This is a genomic window from Mesorhizobium sp. B1-1-6 (genome assembly GCF_006443035.1).
Lineage (GTDB): Bacteria > Pseudomonadota > Alphaproteobacteria > Rhizobiales > Rhizobiaceae > Mesorhizobium.
Window position 1 is genome coordinate 21,096 of sequence record NZ_VFWR01000022.1, and the last position, 15,612, is coordinate 36,707.

At 63.3% G+C, this 15,612-nt stretch carries 17 protein-coding genes; 11 read left to right on the top strand and 6 right to left on the bottom strand.

Annotation, left to right across the window (positions count from 1 at the left end):
* Nucleotides 1-70: 70 nt before the first annotated feature.
* From pstS to phoB, 6 genes are all read left to right on the top strand, one after another.
* Nucleotides 71-1,129 (top strand): phosphate ABC transporter substrate-binding protein PstS, encoded by a 1,059-nt coding sequence (gene pstS / locus FJ979_RS29850; protein WP_140517885.1) that lies wholly within the window; start codon nucleotides 71-73, stop codon nucleotides 1,127-1,129.
* Between the two features lie 65 nt (nucleotides 1,130-1,194).
* Entirely contained in the window at nucleotides 1,195-2,184 is a 990-nt protein-coding gene (pstC, locus tag FJ979_RS29855) for a phosphate ABC transporter permease subunit PstC (RefSeq protein WP_140500571.1), read from the top strand.
* A gap of 3 nt (nucleotides 2,185-2,187) precedes the next feature.
* Nucleotides 2,188-3,039, top strand: a complete 852-nt coding sequence (gene pstA, locus FJ979_RS29860; RefSeq protein ID WP_140500572.1) for a phosphate ABC transporter permease PstA — start codon at nucleotides 2,188-2,190, stop codon at nucleotides 3,037-3,039.
* Nucleotides 3,036-3,839 (top strand): phosphate ABC transporter ATP-binding protein PstB, encoded by an 804-nt coding sequence (gene pstB / locus FJ979_RS29865; RefSeq protein WP_140500574.1) that lies wholly within the window; start codon nucleotides 3,036-3,038, stop codon nucleotides 3,837-3,839. The genes pstA and pstB overlap by 4 nt, the downstream gene beginning before the upstream one ends.
* A gap of 25 nt (nucleotides 3,840-3,864) precedes the next feature.
* Nucleotides 3,865-4,572, top strand: coding sequence for a phosphate signaling complex protein PhoU (gene phoU / locus FJ979_RS29870; protein ID WP_140500575.1), 708 nt, complete (start codon nucleotides 3,865-3,867; stop codon nucleotides 4,570-4,572).
* 19 nt (nucleotides 4,573-4,591) lie between these two features.
* The gene (gene phoB / locus FJ979_RS29875; protein ID WP_140584490.1) at nucleotides 4,592-5,281 is read left to right on the top strand and encodes a phosphate regulon transcriptional regulator PhoB; all 690 of its coding nucleotides are present in this window, start codon (nucleotides 4,592-4,594) and stop codon (nucleotides 5,279-5,281) included.
* 7 nt (nucleotides 5,282-5,288) lie between these two features.
* On the opposite strand, the gene FJ979_RS29880 is transcribed toward phoB, so the two are convergent.
* Complete coding sequence (locus FJ979_RS29880) at nucleotides 5,289-6,530, bottom strand: ROK family protein (RefSeq protein WP_140584491.1); 1,242 nt, start codon at nucleotides 6,528-6,530, stop codon at nucleotides 5,289-5,291.
* Nucleotides 6,531-6,789: 259 nt separating this feature from the next.
* On the opposite strand from FJ979_RS29880, the gene xylF reads away from it, so the two are divergent.
* The 4 genes from xylF (at nucleotide 6,790) to FJ979_RS29900 (ending at nucleotide 11,899) form a co-directional block, all read left to right on the top strand.
* Nucleotides 6,790-7,830, top strand: a complete 1,041-nt coding sequence (gene xylF / locus FJ979_RS29885) for a D-xylose ABC transporter substrate-binding protein (protein WP_140584492.1) — start codon at nucleotides 6,790-6,792, stop codon at nucleotides 7,828-7,830.
* A 141-nt stretch (nucleotides 7,831-7,971) separates the two neighbouring features.
* The gene (locus FJ979_RS29890; protein ID WP_140584493.1) at nucleotides 7,972-9,324 is read left to right on the top strand and encodes a sugar ABC transporter permease; all 1,353 of its coding nucleotides are present in this window, start codon (nucleotides 7,972-7,974) and stop codon (nucleotides 9,322-9,324) included.
* A gap of 15 nt (nucleotides 9,325-9,339) precedes the next feature.
* Entirely contained in the window at nucleotides 9,340-10,140 is an 801-nt protein-coding gene (locus FJ979_RS29895) for an ATP-binding cassette domain-containing protein (protein ID WP_140584494.1), read from the top strand.
* 136 nt (nucleotides 10,141-10,276) lie between these two features.
* A complete protein-coding gene (locus FJ979_RS29900) occupies nucleotides 10,277-11,899 on the top strand; it encodes a CHASE domain-containing protein (RefSeq protein ID WP_140517889.1) in 1,623 nt (540 codons plus the stop codon).
* A 202-nt stretch (nucleotides 11,900-12,101) separates the two neighbouring features.
* Here FJ979_RS29900 and FJ979_RS29905 read toward each other — a convergent pair whose 3' ends face one another.
* From FJ979_RS29905 to FJ979_RS29920, 5 genes are all read right to left on the bottom strand, one after another.
* A complete protein-coding gene (locus FJ979_RS29905) occupies nucleotides 12,102-12,347 on the bottom strand; it encodes a YMGG-like glycine zipper-containing protein (protein WP_140500585.1) in 246 nt (81 codons plus the stop codon).
* Nucleotides 12,348-12,528: 181 nt separating this feature from the next.
* On the bottom strand, nucleotides 12,529-12,699 hold the full coding sequence (locus FJ979_RS32735; RefSeq protein ID WP_181165419.1) for a hypothetical protein: 171 nt from the start codon (nucleotides 12,697-12,699) through the stop codon (nucleotides 12,529-12,531).
* 129 nt (nucleotides 12,700-12,828) lie between these two features.
* Nucleotides 12,829-13,863, bottom strand: coding sequence for a PAS domain-containing sensor histidine kinase (locus FJ979_RS29910; protein ID WP_140500587.1), 1,035 nt, complete (start codon nucleotides 13,861-13,863; stop codon nucleotides 12,829-12,831).
* A 177-nt stretch (nucleotides 13,864-14,040) separates the two neighbouring features.
* Nucleotides 14,041-14,205 (bottom strand): DUF1328 domain-containing protein, encoded by a 165-nt coding sequence (locus FJ979_RS29915; RefSeq protein WP_006203859.1) that lies wholly within the window; start codon nucleotides 14,203-14,205, stop codon nucleotides 14,041-14,043.
* Nucleotides 14,206-14,391: 186 nt separating this feature from the next.
* The gene (locus FJ979_RS29920; protein WP_140500589.1) at nucleotides 14,392-15,186 is read right to left on the bottom strand and encodes a response regulator; all 795 of its coding nucleotides are present in this window, start codon (nucleotides 15,184-15,186) and stop codon (nucleotides 14,392-14,394) included.
* A gap of 219 nt (nucleotides 15,187-15,405) precedes the next feature.
* Between FJ979_RS29920 and FJ979_RS29925 the strand changes: the two genes are divergently transcribed.
* Complete coding sequence (locus tag FJ979_RS29925; protein WP_181165418.1) at nucleotides 15,406-15,609, top strand: NepR family anti-sigma factor; 204 nt, start codon at nucleotides 15,406-15,408, stop codon at nucleotides 15,607-15,609.
* Nucleotides 15,610-15,612 lie beyond the last annotated feature (3 nt).

A 15,612-nucleotide genomic window follows, 5' to 3' on the forward strand; every position in this document is an offset into this window, starting at 1 on the left:
GCTATTGGCCTCAGCGGGCGCTGGCAAGGAATGGCGCCGAGAGACCATCTTCCGAACAGGAGCAGGCCATATGAGACATTTCATCCGCTCGGCGGCCGTTGCGATCGCAATGGCTGCGGCGTCCACCCTCACCCTTTCCGCGGCAATGGCAGCTGACATCTCCGGTGCCGGCGCCACCTTCCCTTACCCGATCTATGCGAAGTGGGCCGATGCCTACAAGAAGGAGACCGGCATCGGTCTCAACTACCAGTCGATCGGCTCGGGCGGCGGCATCAAGCAGATCAAAGCCAAGACCGTCACCTTCGGCGCTTCCGATGCGCCGCTGAAGGGCGAGGATCTCGAATCCACCGGACTTGCACAGTTCCCGATGGTGATGGGCGGCATCGTTCCGGTCGTCAATCTCGAAGGCATCAAGCCGGGCGAACTGGTGCTCGACGGCCCGACGCTGGCCGATATCTTCGTAGGCAAGATCACCAATTGGAACGACGCGGCGATCGCCAAGCTCAATCCCGACGTCAAGCTTCCCGACCAGGCGATCGCCGTCGTGCATCGCTCCGACGGTTCGGGCACCACGTTCAACTTCAGCTACTATCTGGCCGACGTCAGCGCCGACTGGAAGTCGAAGGTCGGCGTCAACACCGCGCTCGAATGGCCGGTCGGTATCGGCGCCAAGGGCAATGAAGGCGTCGCCAACAACGTCTCGCAGACCGGCGGCTCGATCGGCTATGTCGAATACGCCTACGCCAAGCAGAACAAGCTGACCTATGCCGACATGATCAACAAGGACGGCAAGAAGGTCGAGCCGACGGCGGCGGCGTTCTCGGCGGCGGCGGCCAATGCCGACTGGAGCTCGCAGCCGGGTTACGGCGTCATCCTGGCCAACCAGCCGGGCGCCGAATCCTGGCCGATGACGTCGGCGACCTGGATCCTGGTCTACAAGAAGCCCGGCGACGTGGCGGCGACCGGTGAAGCGCTCAAGTTCTTCGCCTGGTCCTACGCCAAGGGCGACGACATGGCCGGCGCGCTGGACTACGTTCCGATCCCCGACGCGGTCGTCAAGAGCGTCGAGGACATGTGGGCCAAGGACATCGTCGGCGAAGACGGCAAGCCGCTCTATTCCGCCATGTAATCCCTGCTGAACGAGGAGGGCGCTTCACGGCGCCCTCCCTGTCTTCCTTGAAACGTGAGGGCCAGATGACCGCCGTCTCCGAAGCCATGCCATCGTCGGCCGCCATGCGGGCCAGGGAAGCGACGGTCCGACGCTTCGCGCTCACCGATACGATTTTCCGAACGGCGACACGCTTTTCCGCCATCCTCGTCCTGCTCATCCTCGGCGGCGTGGCGATTTCGCTGTTTGCCGGCTCGTGGGAAGCGCTGTCGAAATTCGGGTTCTCCTTCCTGACGACCGAATCGTGGAACCCGGTTACCGAGAATTTCGGGGCGCTGGCCCCGATCTACGGAACCATCGTCACCGCCGCCATCGCTATCCTGATCGCCGTTCCCATCGGCATCGGCATCGCCATCTTCCTTACCGAACTCTGCCCGCGGCCACTCCGGCGCCCCATCGGCATCGCCGTCGAGCTGCTTGCCGGCATACCCTCAATCATCTACGGCATCTGGGGCCTGTTCGTGTTCGCGCCGTTCCTGCAGACGACGGTGCAGCCCTTCATCATCAAGCTTTTCCACGACGTGCCGGGACTCTCCAGCCTGTTTGCCGGCCCGCCCTACGGCATCGGCCTTCTGACCTCGGCGATGATCCTTGCCATCATGGTCCTGCCCTTCATCACCTCGATCACCAAGGATGTCTTCGACACGGTGCCGGCGGTGCTGAAGGAATCGGCCTACGGCATCGGCTGCACGACCTGGGAGGTCACGCGCCGCGTCGTCATCCCCTATACCCGCGTCGGCATCATGGGCGGCGTCATGCTCGGCCTCGGCCGCGCGCTCGGCGAAACCATGGCGGTAACCTTCGTCATCGGCAACGCCCACCGCATCAGCGGCTCGCTGTTCGCGCCCGGCACGACGATCTCGGCGACCATCGCCAACGAGTTCACCGAAGCCGACGGCGATCTCTATACGTCTTCGCTGGTGGCGCTCGGCCTGATCCTGTTCGTCATCACTTTCCTGATCCTTGCCCTTGCGCGCTACATGCTGCTGCGCATGGACAGCCGCACGGGAGCCTGACCGATGTCGACGGCCACATCGCTTCACAATCGACGCAAGCGCAGGAATGCCGTGATGATGACGCTATGCGTCACGGCGGCGGGCATCGGCCTGGCCTGGCTGGCGCTCATCCTCGGCGCACTGCTCTATAAGGGCCTGTCGGGTGTTTCGCTCTCTGTGTTCACCGAAATGACACCGCCGCCCGGCGATGCCGGCGGCCTGCTCAATGCCATCTACGGCAGTATCATGATGACAGTCATCGCCGTCATCGTCGGCACGCCGATCGGTGTCCTCGCTGGGACCTACATGGCCGAATATGGCCGCTTCTCGCGCCTCACCACCGTCGTGCGCTTCATCAACGACATCCTGCTGTCGGCACCCTCGATCATCGTCGGCCTGTTCGTCTACGAGCTGCTGGTGCGGCCGATGGGACATTTCTCGGCGATCGCCGGTGCCGTCGCACTGGCCATCCTGGTCATCCCGGTCGTCGTTCGCACCACCGAGGACATGCTCAACCTGGTGCCGAACGCCTTGCGCGAGGCCGGCGCCGCGATCGGCGCGCCGCGCTGGGTGGTCATCCGCTCGGTCGCCTACCGTGCGGCGCTGTCGGGCATCGTCACAGGCATATTGCTGGCCATCGCCCGCATTTCCGGCGAGACGGCGCCGCTGCTCTTCACGGCGCTCAACAACCAGTTCTGGTCGAGTAATCTCAATGCGCCGATGGCCAGCCTGCCCGTCACCATCTTCCAGTTCGCTCTCAGCCCCTACGAGGAATGGCAGCAGCTGGCGTGGACCGGCGCACTCATAATCACCCTTACGGTTCTCGGGCTGAGCATCTTCGCCCGCAGCCTTACCGGACGCAGAGAGGACAGATGAAACCGATGTTGTCCACCGAGTTGAATACGCCCGAAGTCGCGGTCGAGAAAGCCAAGATCGAGGTCAAGGGCCTCAATTTCTACTATGGCCAGTCGAAGGCGCTGAAGGATATCAGCCTGTCGCTGCCCGAGCGCAGCGTCACCGCCTTCATCGGGCCTTCGGGCTGCGGGAAGTCGACGCTGCTGCGCGTCTTCAACCGCATCTACGAGCTCTACCCGAGGCAGAGCGCCGAGGGCCAGGTGCTGCTCGACGGCCAGAATATCCTCGACCGCTCGCAGGACCTCAACCTGCTCAGGACCAAGATCGGCATGGTGTTCCAGAAGCCGACGCCGTTCCCGATGTCGATCTACGAGAACATCGCCTTCGGCGTCAGGCTCTATGAGAAGCTCAGCAAGGCGGAGATGGACGGCCGTGTCGAGCAGGCGCTGAAGCGCGCGGCACTGTGGAGCGAGGTCAAGGACAAGCTCAACGCCAGCGGCCTCAGCCTTTCGGGCGGCCAGCAGCAGCGCCTCTGCATCGCCCGCACGGTGGCGGTGAAGCCGGAGGTCATCCTGCTCGACGAGCCTGCCTCGGCGCTCGATCCGCTGTCGACCGCCAAGATCGAGGAGCTGATCGATGAGCTGCAGGCCGACTATACGATCGTCATCGTCACCCACAACATGCAGCAGGCGGCGCGCGTGTCGAAGCAGACCGCGTTCATGTATCTGGGCGAGTTGGTCGAGTTCGACCGCACCGAGAAGATCTTCACATCGCCCCGCGAGAAGCGCACGCAGGACTATATCACCGGCCGCTTCGGCTGATCCCAGGCATACGAGGACCAAGATCATGGCCGAACACACAGTCGCAGCCTTTGACGAAGATCTCGGACAGATCAGCAGGCTGATCCGCGACATGGGCGATCTCGCCTCATCGATGGTCGGCGGCGCCACCAAGGCGCTCCTGAATTCCGACAACGCGCTCGCCCAGCGCGTCGTCTCCGACGACGCCATCATGGACGCGCGCCAGCGCGAACTCGACGACCGCGCCATCACCCTGATCGCCAAGCGGCAGCCCATGGCGGACGATCTGCGCCATGTCGTCGGCTCGATCCGCATGGCGGGCGATCTCGAACGCATCGGCGATCTCGCCAAGAACATCGCCAAGCGCGTCGGCACCGTCGGCCTTGCCGCCACGCCGCGCGACCTGTCGCACTCCATCGACGCCATGGCGCAGCTTGTGCTGATCCAGGTCCAAGGCGTGATCGAGGAGTATGCGGCGCGCGATGCCGCGGCACTTGCCAAGCTGCGCGCCGACGATGAACGCATCGACGTCAAATACACGTCGGTCTTCCGCGAGCTGCTGACCTACATGATGGAGGATCCGCGCAACATCACCGCCTGCACGCATCTTTTGTTCTGCGCCAAGAATCTCGAGCGCATCGGCGATCACGTGACCAACATTGCCGAAAATGCCTATTATGTGCTGACCGGCACGCAATTGCCCGCCAATCGCCCGAAGCAGGACGAGACGGCGATGTCGGCGCCAGCGGCTTGACGGCAGGGGTGACCAGTCGATGATCGCGCCACGCATCATGGTGGTGGAGGACGAGGAGCCGCTGGGTGTGCTGCTCCGTTACAATCTGGAATCGGAGGGTTATCAGGTAGAGGTGGTGACGCGCGGCGACGAAGCCGAGATCCGCTTGCAGGAGAATGTCCCTGACCTTCTTGTGCTCGACTGGATGGTGCCGGCGGTGTCCGGCATCGAGCTCTGCCGCCGTCTCCGCATGCGGCCCGATACCGAGCGGCTGCCGATCATCATGCTGACGGCGCGCGGCGAGGAAAGCGACCGGGTGCGCGGTCTCTCCACCGGCGCCGACGACTATCTGGTCAAGCCGTTCTCAACGCCGGAATTCATGGCACGCGTCAAGGCGCTGCTGCGCCGCGCCAAGCCCGAAGTTCTGTCCAGCGTGCTCAAGGTCGGCGACATCGTGCTCGACCGTGAATCGCACCGGGTCTACCGCAAGAAAAGCGAGATCCGGCTCGGGCCGACCGAGTTCCGCCTGCTCGAATTCATGATGCGACATCCCGGCCGCGTGTTCTCGCGCAGCCAACTGCTCGACAATGTCTGGGGCGAAACGATCTATATCGACGAGCGCACCGTGGACGTGCATGTCGGCCGGCTGCGCAAGGCGGTCAACAATGGCCGCATGCCTGACGTGATCCGCACCATTCGGGGCGCGGGGTATGCGATTCGCGAAGACTAGGGATATGTCACGCAACGTTCTCGCCCACGCCTGATTTCGCCTGTGCCCCCGGCGCGAAAATCTCCTGGTCGACGAAGGTCAGCGCGCGCATGGCGCAGCCCTCGCGGATCAGTGGCAGTTCGTTCGGCTCGGTGTCGAAGGAAATCGATTTCGAGTGCTGGCCGCCGGCGGTCTGGGCAATCGCCTCGCGCAGAGCCGGCTCGATCAGGTCGAAGGCGGCGGCGCTGACGCCGACCATGGCGACCGGCGCCGGATCGATCAGCGCGAACAGGCTGCCAAGGCCGTAACCCAGCGCCTCGCCGGCCTTGCGGTAGGCTTCGCGCTCCGGCCCGTCCTTTTCGCGCGCCGAGGCCGCCAGGGTGCGCATGTCGGCGTCGCTGACGTCGACAGGCTCGGTGTCCTCGCCAAGCTGCCTCGCGTTGCGCCAGATGGCATAGTTGCCGGCATAGGCCTCGACGCAGCCGCGCCGCCCGCAGCGGCAGAGCGCCCCGCCGGGGCGATGGATCATGTGGCCGAACTCGCCTCCGGATGAATGGGTGCCGGTGAACAGTTCACCCTTCAGCACCAAGCCCATGCCGATGCCGTGCGACAAAAGTATGGCGATGAAGTCGTCGCGGTAGCGCTGGGGATCGCGCCAGCGCAGCGCCACCGCCATCATGTTGCAATCGTTCTCCATGGTGGCGGGAATGCCGAACTCGGCCTCCAGTATGTCGGCGAAGGCGATGTCGGTCTGCGGCGTGATCGGCGACCACAGCATGGCGCGCGCATCCGTGTCGGTGATGCCCTGGATCGCCAGCGCGATACGGGCGATGCTGCCGACGTCGAGGTCGGGATCCTCGAACCGCCGCCTGACGATGGCCACGCATTCGCCGATCAGCGCCTCGCGCGACAGGGTCAGCGTGTCCAGCCGGCGCTGCTCCTCAGATATCACCTGGCCGGCATAGTCGATGACTGCGACGGAGAGGAAATTCAGCGACAGCACAACGGTCATCACCGCCGCGGCTTCAGGGTTGAGGCTGAGGCCGACCTGCGGCCGACCGCGTTTCAGCGCACCGGCCTCGCTCGGCTTGCTCTGCGCCAGGATGCCTTCGCCAATCAGGTCGGAGGAGATCGCCGATATGGTGGAATGGCTGAGCCCGGTGGTCGCGGCAATCTCGGTGCGCGAGGGCTGCCCGGCACGGCGCACGGCCGCGATCACCATCGCCCGGTTGCGTCGGCGCAAATCGTCGTGGCGGATTCCGACCGACATGTTTCTCGCATCCTCCCCGTCGCCGCGTTCTCTCCCCAGGATCCCGACGACCGTCAAATACTGGCAGAACCGGCCTTGGCTGTCATTATTTATTCCGGAGCTCGAAAAAAATTCACGAGGACATCAAAATACATCAGAATCGACGTTGACAGCGTTCCGACGATGGACCAGTGTTTTTTCGAGGCTCGAAAAAATAGAGCCTTTGTGCCGGCCTACGGGCCTGTTTGGTCGCGCCATACGCGGCGCAGGGAGGATTAAGATGAAGAAATTCACAGCCGCCATCCTGGCGGGTGTCGCCATGTCGCTGACGCTCGCGTCGATCGCGCAGGCGAAGGACAAGGTCATCGGCGTTTCCTGGTCGAACTTCCAGGAAGAGCGCTGGAAGACCGACGAGGCCGCCATGAAGAAGGCGATCGAAGCCGCCGGCGACAAGTATATTTCCGCCGACGCCCAGTCCAATCCCGGCAAGCAGCTCACCGACGTCGAGAGCCTGATCTCCCAGGGCGCCAATTCGCTGATCATCCTGGCGCAGGACGCCTCCGCCATCGGCCCGGCGGTGCAGAAGGCGCTCGACGAAGGCATTCCGGTCGTCGGCTATGACCGCCTGATCGAGAACAAGGACGTCTTCTATCTGACCTTCGACAACAAGGAAGTCGGCCGCATGCAGGCCCGCGAAGTGTTCAAGGTGAAGCCGGAAGGCAACTACGTCTTCATCAAGGGCTCGGGTGCCGATCCGAATGCCGATTTCCTGTTCTCGGGCTCCATGGAAGTGCTCAAGGACGCCATCGACAGCGGCAAGATCAAGAATGTCGGCGAAGCCTATACGGATGGCTGGCTGCCGGCCAACGCGCAGAAGAACATGGAGCAGTTCCTGACCGCCAACGACAACAAGGTCGACGCGGTGGTCGCGGCCAATGACGGCACTGCCGGCGGCGTCGTCGCGGCGCTGACGGCTCAAGGCCTGGCCGGTACCGTTCCGGTCTCGGGCCAGGACGGCGACCACGCGGCGCTGAACCGCATCGCGCTCGGCACGCAGACCGTGTCGGTGTGGAAGGACGCGCGTGAACTCGGCAAGAATGCCGCCGAGATCGCCTCGCAGCTGGCCGACGGCAAGAAGATGACCGACATCGCCGGCGTCAAGGACTTCACCACACCCGGCGGGAACACCGTCAAATCGCTGTTCCTCACCCCGGTTGCGATCACCAAGGACAATCTCAACGTCGTCATCGACGCCGGCTGGATCAAGAAAGACGAGGTCTGTGCCGGCGTCGCGGCGGGCAGCGTCGCGGCCTGCAACTGATCTTCCATTTCATGCGATGAACGCCGCGGCTGCCAAGCCGCGGCGTTTTTTCAAGAAGATTTGTTTTTCCGCCCCGGGCGGGTAACTTCTAGGTTGGCTTCCGGCATCCGCATCGGATGGGCAGGCCGGTGGGAGAAAATCATGACCGATACGACGTCCAACCCGCAGGCCGACACCGCGCGTGCGTCGGAACTCGGCGCCGTCGCCCGGTTCCTGAAGGCGACCGAGATCGACACGCGCATGCTCGGCATGATCGGCGCGCTGCTGCTGATCTGGATCGGGTTGCATGTCCTGTCCAGCCTGCGTCTCGGCGTCAATCCGCTCGATTTCGACAGCCGTACCTTCCTCACGCCCCGCAATCTGTGGAACCTGTCGGTGCAGACCTCGGCCGTCGCCATCATGGCCTGCGGCATGGTGCTGGTCATCGTCATGCGCAATATCGATCTGTCCGTCGGTTCCGCCGAAGGGTTGATCGGCATGGTCATGGGTTTCGCCCAGGTGCATTTCCTGGTGCGGATGGTCGGTCTCGAGCTCGGCAATCCATGGATCTGGGTGCTCGCGCTGGTCATCGGCCTGGTGCTCGGCCTTTTGATCGGCGCCTTCCAGGGCTTCGTCATCGCCTATCTCGAAGTGCCGGCCTTCATCGTGACGCTGGGCGGGCTTCTGGTCTGGCGCGGTGCGGCATGGTGGGTTACCAGCGGCCAGACGGTGGCGCCGCTCAACGCGACGTTCCAGCTGATGGGCGGCGGCCCGGCCGGATCGATCGGCGCGACCTGGAGCTGGGTGGTCGGCATCGCCGCCTGCCTTGCGGTGGTGCTTGCGCTGTTCAACGGGCGGGTACAGCGCAAGCGCTTCCGTTTCCCGCTGCGTCCGATCTGGGCCGAGACGCTGATCGGCGTGGTCACCTGCGCCGTCATCATGGGCGCGGTTTGGCTGGCCAATTCCTATCCATGGCCTGTCGGCATCGTGAACAGATATGCAGCCGCCAACAACATAACCGTGCCCGAGGGCGGCCTGTTCATCGCCCACGGCATCGCCATACCGGTGCTGATGGCCATCGCCGTCGGGCTGGTCATGACCTTCATCACCAAACGCACCCGTTTTGGTCGCTATGTCTTTGCCATTGGCGGCAATCCGGAAGCAGCCAACCTCGCCGGCATCAATACGCGCTGGATCACGATGAAAGTGTTCATGATCATGGGCGTGCTGGCCACGATCGCCGCCGCGATCTCGTCGGCCCGGCAGAACTCGGCCACCAACGTGCTCGGAACGCTCGATGAATTGCTGGTGATCGCGGCGGCCGTCATCGGCGGCACGTCGCTCGCCGGCGGTTCGGGAACGATCATCGGCGCCATGCTGGGCGCGCTTCTGATGCAGTCGCTGCAATCCGGCATGGTGCTGCTCGGCGTCGACTCGCCTCTGCAGAGCATCGTCGTCGGCGCCGTGCTGGTCATCGCGGTGTGGCTCGACACCGTCTATCGCAAACGCGTTTGAGGGAGGAGGACAATCATGGCTGACAGGATCGCTCCCGCCGGCAACCCGCTGGTCGACATGCACAACATCTCAATCGCGTTCGGCGGCATTCGCGCCGTCGACGATGCCTCGATCGATCTTTTCCCCGGCGAGGTCGTGGCCCTGCTCGGCCATAACGGCGCCGGCAAGTCGACACTGATCAAGATCCTGTCGGGCGCCTACAAGCGTGACGCGGGCCAAATCTTCGTCAACGGCGAAGAGGCTTCGATCTCCAACCCGCGCGATGCCAAGAAATACGGCATCGAGACGATCTACCAGACCCTGGCGCTCGCCGACAATGTCGACGCCGCCGCCAACCTGTTCCTCGGCCGCGAGCTGAGGACCGCCTGGGGCACGCTCGATGATGTCGCCATGGAGGCCGAGGCGCGCAAGGTGATGGGCAGGCTCAATCCCCGCTTCCAGCGCTTCAAGGAGCCGGTGATCAAGCTGTCGGGCGGACAGCGGCAGTCGGTGGCGATCGCACGCGCGATCCTGTTCAACGCCCGCATCCTGATCATGGACGAGCCGACGGCAGCACTTGGACCGCAGGAAACGGCCCAGGTCGGGGAACTGGTCAGGCAGCTCAAGTCCGACGGCATCGGCATCTTCCTGATCAGCCATGACATTCACGACGTATTCGAACTGGCCGACCGGGTGTGCGTCATGAAAAACGGCCAGGTCGTCGGCACTGCCCGCACCACCGATGTGACCCAGGACGAGGTGCTGGGCATGATCATCCTGGGCAAATGTCCGCCTGGCGCCATTCCCGGACCAGGCGCGTTGAAGATCGCCGCCTGAAGCCTGCTGGCCTGAGCCCGTTACCGATCTGCCGATCAGGTGATATGCCAGCCGGCGGGATGGCTTGGCCTTGCCATTGTGTTGACCGGGCGACTTGCCCATAAAGGGCTCACATGCTGATAGGCCGCATTGTCCGTTGAAGAAGCTTTTTCCAATCGTCGCTTTCGTTGCCGTTGCGCTGATCAGCATGACAATGGCGGGGTTCGCCTATTTCGCGACGCAAGAGGCGGCTCGCATCAAGTTCGACGCGACCGCGGACGATGCGCTCAACCGTATCGAGAGCCGGATCGACCTGCAGCTGTCGCTGCTGCGCTCGTCGCAAGCCTTGTTCGACGCCCGCAATGGCGACATCTCGCAGAGCGAGTTCAAAGCGTTCTTCAATGCCCTCAATGTCGATACCAATTTCGCCGGCCTGCGCGGCATCGGCTTTCTCCGGCTGGTGAAAGCAGGCGACGAGGCAACGGTCGAACGCGACATGCTGCATGACCAGGGCGTCAGGCGTGCGATCTATCCGGATACGACGCAGCCATGGCGCACGCCCGTTGTGCTGTTCGAGCCGCTCGATCCGTCCAACAAGGCCAGCATCGGCTATGACATGTTCACCGAGCCCGTGCGGCGCGCGGCAATCGAGAAGGCAATGGCAGATGACCAGCAGCACGCGAGCGGGCTGGTGCAACTCGGCCAGGACACGGGTGCAGCACAGACCTTCACCGGCTTTCTCGTCTTCGTGCGGCTCAACGTCGAGACCGCACCTGATGCCATAAACGCATCGCGATCCTCGACGGTAGGCTTTCTCTACGCGGCCTTCCGGGCCAGGGAGTTGTTCCAGATCGCGCTCAGCCGCGCGCCGCTGCTGCCGGTCAACACCGAAATCTACGATGGCGGCGTCGATCCGGATCATTTGCTGTTCCGGTCGGAGACGCCGCCCGTGTCGGGCTTTGGCGACAGGCTGTTGGTCACCCGCAAGATCAGCGTGGCGGGCCGTCCGTGGACCGTGCAGTTCAGGCCGACAAGCGCCTTCTCGCAGCCATCGTCGCGGGCCATCCCAGTCATGCTCGGCCTGTTCGGGTTGCTGCTGGCCGGCGCCATCGCGCTTGTCGCGCGCTATCAGGAGCGAGCCTACGAGGCAGCATCGCTGCTGCATGAGACGACGGAAAAGAGCCTGCTCGAAAAGGATTTGATGCTGCAGGAGATGAAGCATCGCATCAAGAATTCGATCACGCGAGTGCTGGCGATCGCGCGCCAGACCGCGTCACGTGCCAGCGACGTCAATGAGTTCTCGGCATCTTTCTCGGCCCGGCTACAGGCAATGGCCGCGTCCCAGGACATGCTGACGCGCTCGCGCTGGCAGAAGGCGGATCTCGGCGATCTCCTGCGCATCGAGCTTGGCCAAGTGTTCGGAAAGGAGCTGCCGGAAGAGCTTTTGTCCGGGCCGGAGGTGCTGCTTGACGAAACCACGACGCAGGCACTGGGCCTCACCTTCCACGAACTGGCAACGAATGCGCTGAAATATGGCGAGGCCGGCAATACGGTCGGCGCCCTCAGGATCGAATGGTCGGTCGAAGGGCGCGGGCGTGACCGGGTCTTGGCTCTGAGCTGGCAGGAAACCGGGCAGAAGAAGGTCGACGCCCCGGCCACGACCGGCTTCGGCACCAAATTGATCGACCTCAATGTCACGCGTGAGCTGCGTGGCACGATCCACCGCGATTATCGCGATGACGGATTGAATGTGGAAATCAGGATTCCGCTGCCGGCGTGAATGCCATCGGGCCTTGGCGGAATCGCTCCAGGCTTCCCGCGGCGGCCAATAAATTGCCGCACCGCTGCCGGGTTCGCGAATGAGCCCGACAGCGGCGATTCAAGTTGCTCGGAGCGGTTCAGCGTCTGATAGATCGCCGATCCGCTCCTTGCTCGCAATTCCGGCGGGAAAACCGCTCCGCGCTTTTCCCGCCCGAATTGCCTTAGTTGCAGCGAGCCGTGTAGATGCGACCCCGATGATCGCGATACTGGCAGTATCCATTGCGCAGGTTGCGGACCAGCAGGCCGGAGCCGGCACCGACGGCCGCGCCGATCAGCGCGCCCTTGCCGCCGCCGACCAAGCCGCCCACGCCGGCGCCGATCAAGCCGCCGCCGACGACATCCTGCTCGGTCGAGGTACAGCCGCTGACGGCGACCACGGCAGCCATGGCAATAAGAATTTTCCGCATAGGGTCACTCCTCACTTCGTGTCCTCACTTTAATAAGCTCCAGCCGTCACTTAGCATGAAAAAACGACCTTTGCTGCTCCAATTTATTGTTGGTGAAGAGAGTCTTTTTCTGGGCGCAGCTTTCCGATGCCTCGGCCGCCGAAAACCCGAGCGATGTGCGCGCGCGAACGTGGGGGCGGGATCAGGCCAGCTGGGACAGGGCGATCAGGACAATTGCCGCGGCCAACGCCGGAGCGACGATGGGCAGGATGCCATGAGCAACCGGCGATGCTGTGGATGTCTCGGGATCCTGGATTTCGCCCATCGAAATGCGAGCGGCATGCTCGAGTCTGTTGATATCGGCGACCGTCAAGGCGCTCCTCCCCACTATGCTGCGGCAAAGCCCTCGAAAGCATGCTCGTCGGCTCGGCAGTTCCATCGGTATCTGGCAAAAACAGCATCTGCTTCTATGGTGAACAGCCGGTTAAAAAATGGCGGTCGCCTACTCCGTCTCGAAATTGCCGTGCGGAACAACGAGATGGTATTCGAGGCGACCATCCGCGATCTCGAGGCGCGCCGTTCCGTTCAGGGAAGAGGGCACTACGCGTTCCAGTGCGACGCTGCCGAAGCGCTTTTTGCCCTCTTGGTTGCTGTCGGTTCCTATGGTTTCGGCCCAGGTCAGCGACAGGGCAATGCCGCCATCGGCGGCGGTGTCGAGGACGGCGGTCACTTCGACGAAGCCCTCCGGCCGCGACAGGGCGCCATAGCTGACCGAGTTGACGGCCAGTTCATGCATCGCAAGGCCGATATGCAGCGCGGCGTTGGGGTTGAGGTAAGGATTTGCGCCGCGGAAGCGAAGGCTGTGCGACGCGTCCGTCCCGTAGCGGCCGACCTGACCGGCGACGAGTTCGCGAAGGGCAGCACCGCGCCAGTTGGAGGAGGTTACCAAATCCTGGGAGGAGGCCAGCGACTGGAGCCGGCCGCGAAAGCGGGTCAGGAAATCGCCGATGCTGTCGGAATAGCGCCCCGTCTGGGTGGCGATGCTCTGGATGATTGCCAGCAAATTCTTCGAGCGGTGCGTGACTTCGCGCAACAGCGTCGTCAGCGTCTGTTCGCGGCGTCGCTGCTCGGTCGTCTCGACCATGGTGGTGACGACACCTTGCACGTCGCCGGCCTCGCCATGGTCGGCGTCGATCCAGACCTGAAACCAGCGCATGCCGTCCTCCATCGGGACGCCGATCTCGAGGCGCTGCGGATCGCCGCTTGCGACGACGTTGCGCTTGGCAGCGCCAATGCGGTCGGCCTGTGCCGGCGGCAGGATGCCGTCGCCCTCGCTGCTGTCGGCGGCCCAGGGCGCACGCATGTTCCGCGCCCAGACCGTTTTCATGTCGCGGTCCTGGTAGAGGACGGAAATGCCGGCATTGTGCAGTGCGTGGAGAAGCGCCCGGCCAAGTTGCATGCCGCTTTCGGCGGGATGCAGGGCGATGACCTCGTCGCCCCGCTCGTTCTTCTTGGTATCTCGAGCCCTGGAACGCATCCGACCTGTTCACCCAACTCAGGCTGAACGGCTCACCGTCCAATGGGTTCCAAGGCAGGTTTTACGGGAACCAGACGCCCAAAAGCGGTCCGCCGGGCGGCGTCCTTGTGGGACACCACCCGGCGGTGGCTGGAAACCGTTTGAGGGGTGCGGCTTCCAGTGTTCGCCTGATAACTCTCAGGCCCGTCTGAACAGGCCGGCGAGAAGCGAAATGATGAGGAAAGCGAGAAAGATGAAGAACAATATCTGCGCTATCCCGGCAGATGTACCGGCAATGCCGCCGAAACCAAGCGCGCCGGCGATGATTGCCACGACAAGAAATACGAGCGCCCAGTAAAGCATGGTTCCATCTCCTTCCAACTATGTGAGAAAAACGTGGGTGGATGCGGTTTGTTCCACTTTTTGCCGAAAAAGACGATCCCCCCGCGCGCCACCGTGGCGCGCAAAAGCAAGGCGCGGCCAGCGGAACCTTCCGGCTGGTCGCGCCCTGCTTTTGCGCGCGTTTGCGGCGACTTCAGTTGCGCATCGCTATGCGGCTGCTTTCGCCTGCCGGTCGAAGAACAGAGCCTGGCTGATCAACGCCTTGACCATGTCCGGGTTGAACGGCTTCGTCACCAGGAAAGCCGGTTCGGGCCGCTCGCCGGTCAGGAGACGCTCGGGAAAGGCGGTGATGAAGATCACCGGCACGGAAGTCGACGACAGAATCTCGTTCACCGCCTCGATGCCCGAGCTGCCGTCGGCGAGTTGGATGTCCGCGAGCACCATCTTCGGCCGCGTCTTGCCGAACATCGTCACCGCTTCGGCATGGGTGCGGGCGGTGCCGACGACCCGATGGCCCAGGCTCTCGACCATCTCCTCTATATCCATGGCGATGAGCGGTTCATCCTCGATGATCAGCACGTCGGTCGCCACCTGGCGGGAAATCTCGTTGCTCGCCTGGGCAAGCAGTTCTGAGAATTCCTGTTCGCCGACGCCAAGAATTTCGGCCGCCTCATCCTCGCTGAAACCCTCGACGGCCACCAGAAGGAAGGCCTGGCGGGGAAGCGGCGCGATCGCATTGAGATTGGCCGCGGCGCGCTGTTCCCATGCCGATTGCGCCTGTTCTTGTGGAACGCGGATGGCGACGGACGTGAACAGTTTGGCGAAGACCTTGTACAGCGCGATTCGGTCGCTGGATGCCTCGGGAAAAATGTCGACATCGGCGATGATGGCCTCGAGCATCGCGGCAACCAGCGCGTCGCCGCTCTCCTGCGATCCCGATACGGCACGCGAGAAGCGGCGCAGGAACGGCAGGTGCGGAGCGATGGTGGCGGATAAACTCATGACGGACGTCTCCCTCAGATGACGTGATTGACTAAAAATGCAGGTCAAGCCCCATTGCAAGCCCCAACGACACAAACGCGGGCTTTCGCAAAAAGTTCCGGCCCCGGGAACTAATACGCCTGAACGGCGTTTGAATTGGGGATGGGCAACCAGACGAGGATGCCGCTTGTGTTGTGTTGAGTTATGTTGAGCGGCTATGGGGCTGGATTAAAGGGCGAAATGAAGGAAATGACGAAAGATGTCTTGACTGGCGCCTCAATCAGGCGCCGGAACGGCGTGGGCGACCCGCTCGGGCCGAATTCCGAAATCGGACGCAAACTCAAGCAGTATTACGACGAGCTGGTCTCCGACGATGTGCCGGATCGTTTCGCGCAGTTGCTCAGCCAACTGGAGCGGGCCGAGCCCGCACAGAAAAAGGACTGAGGC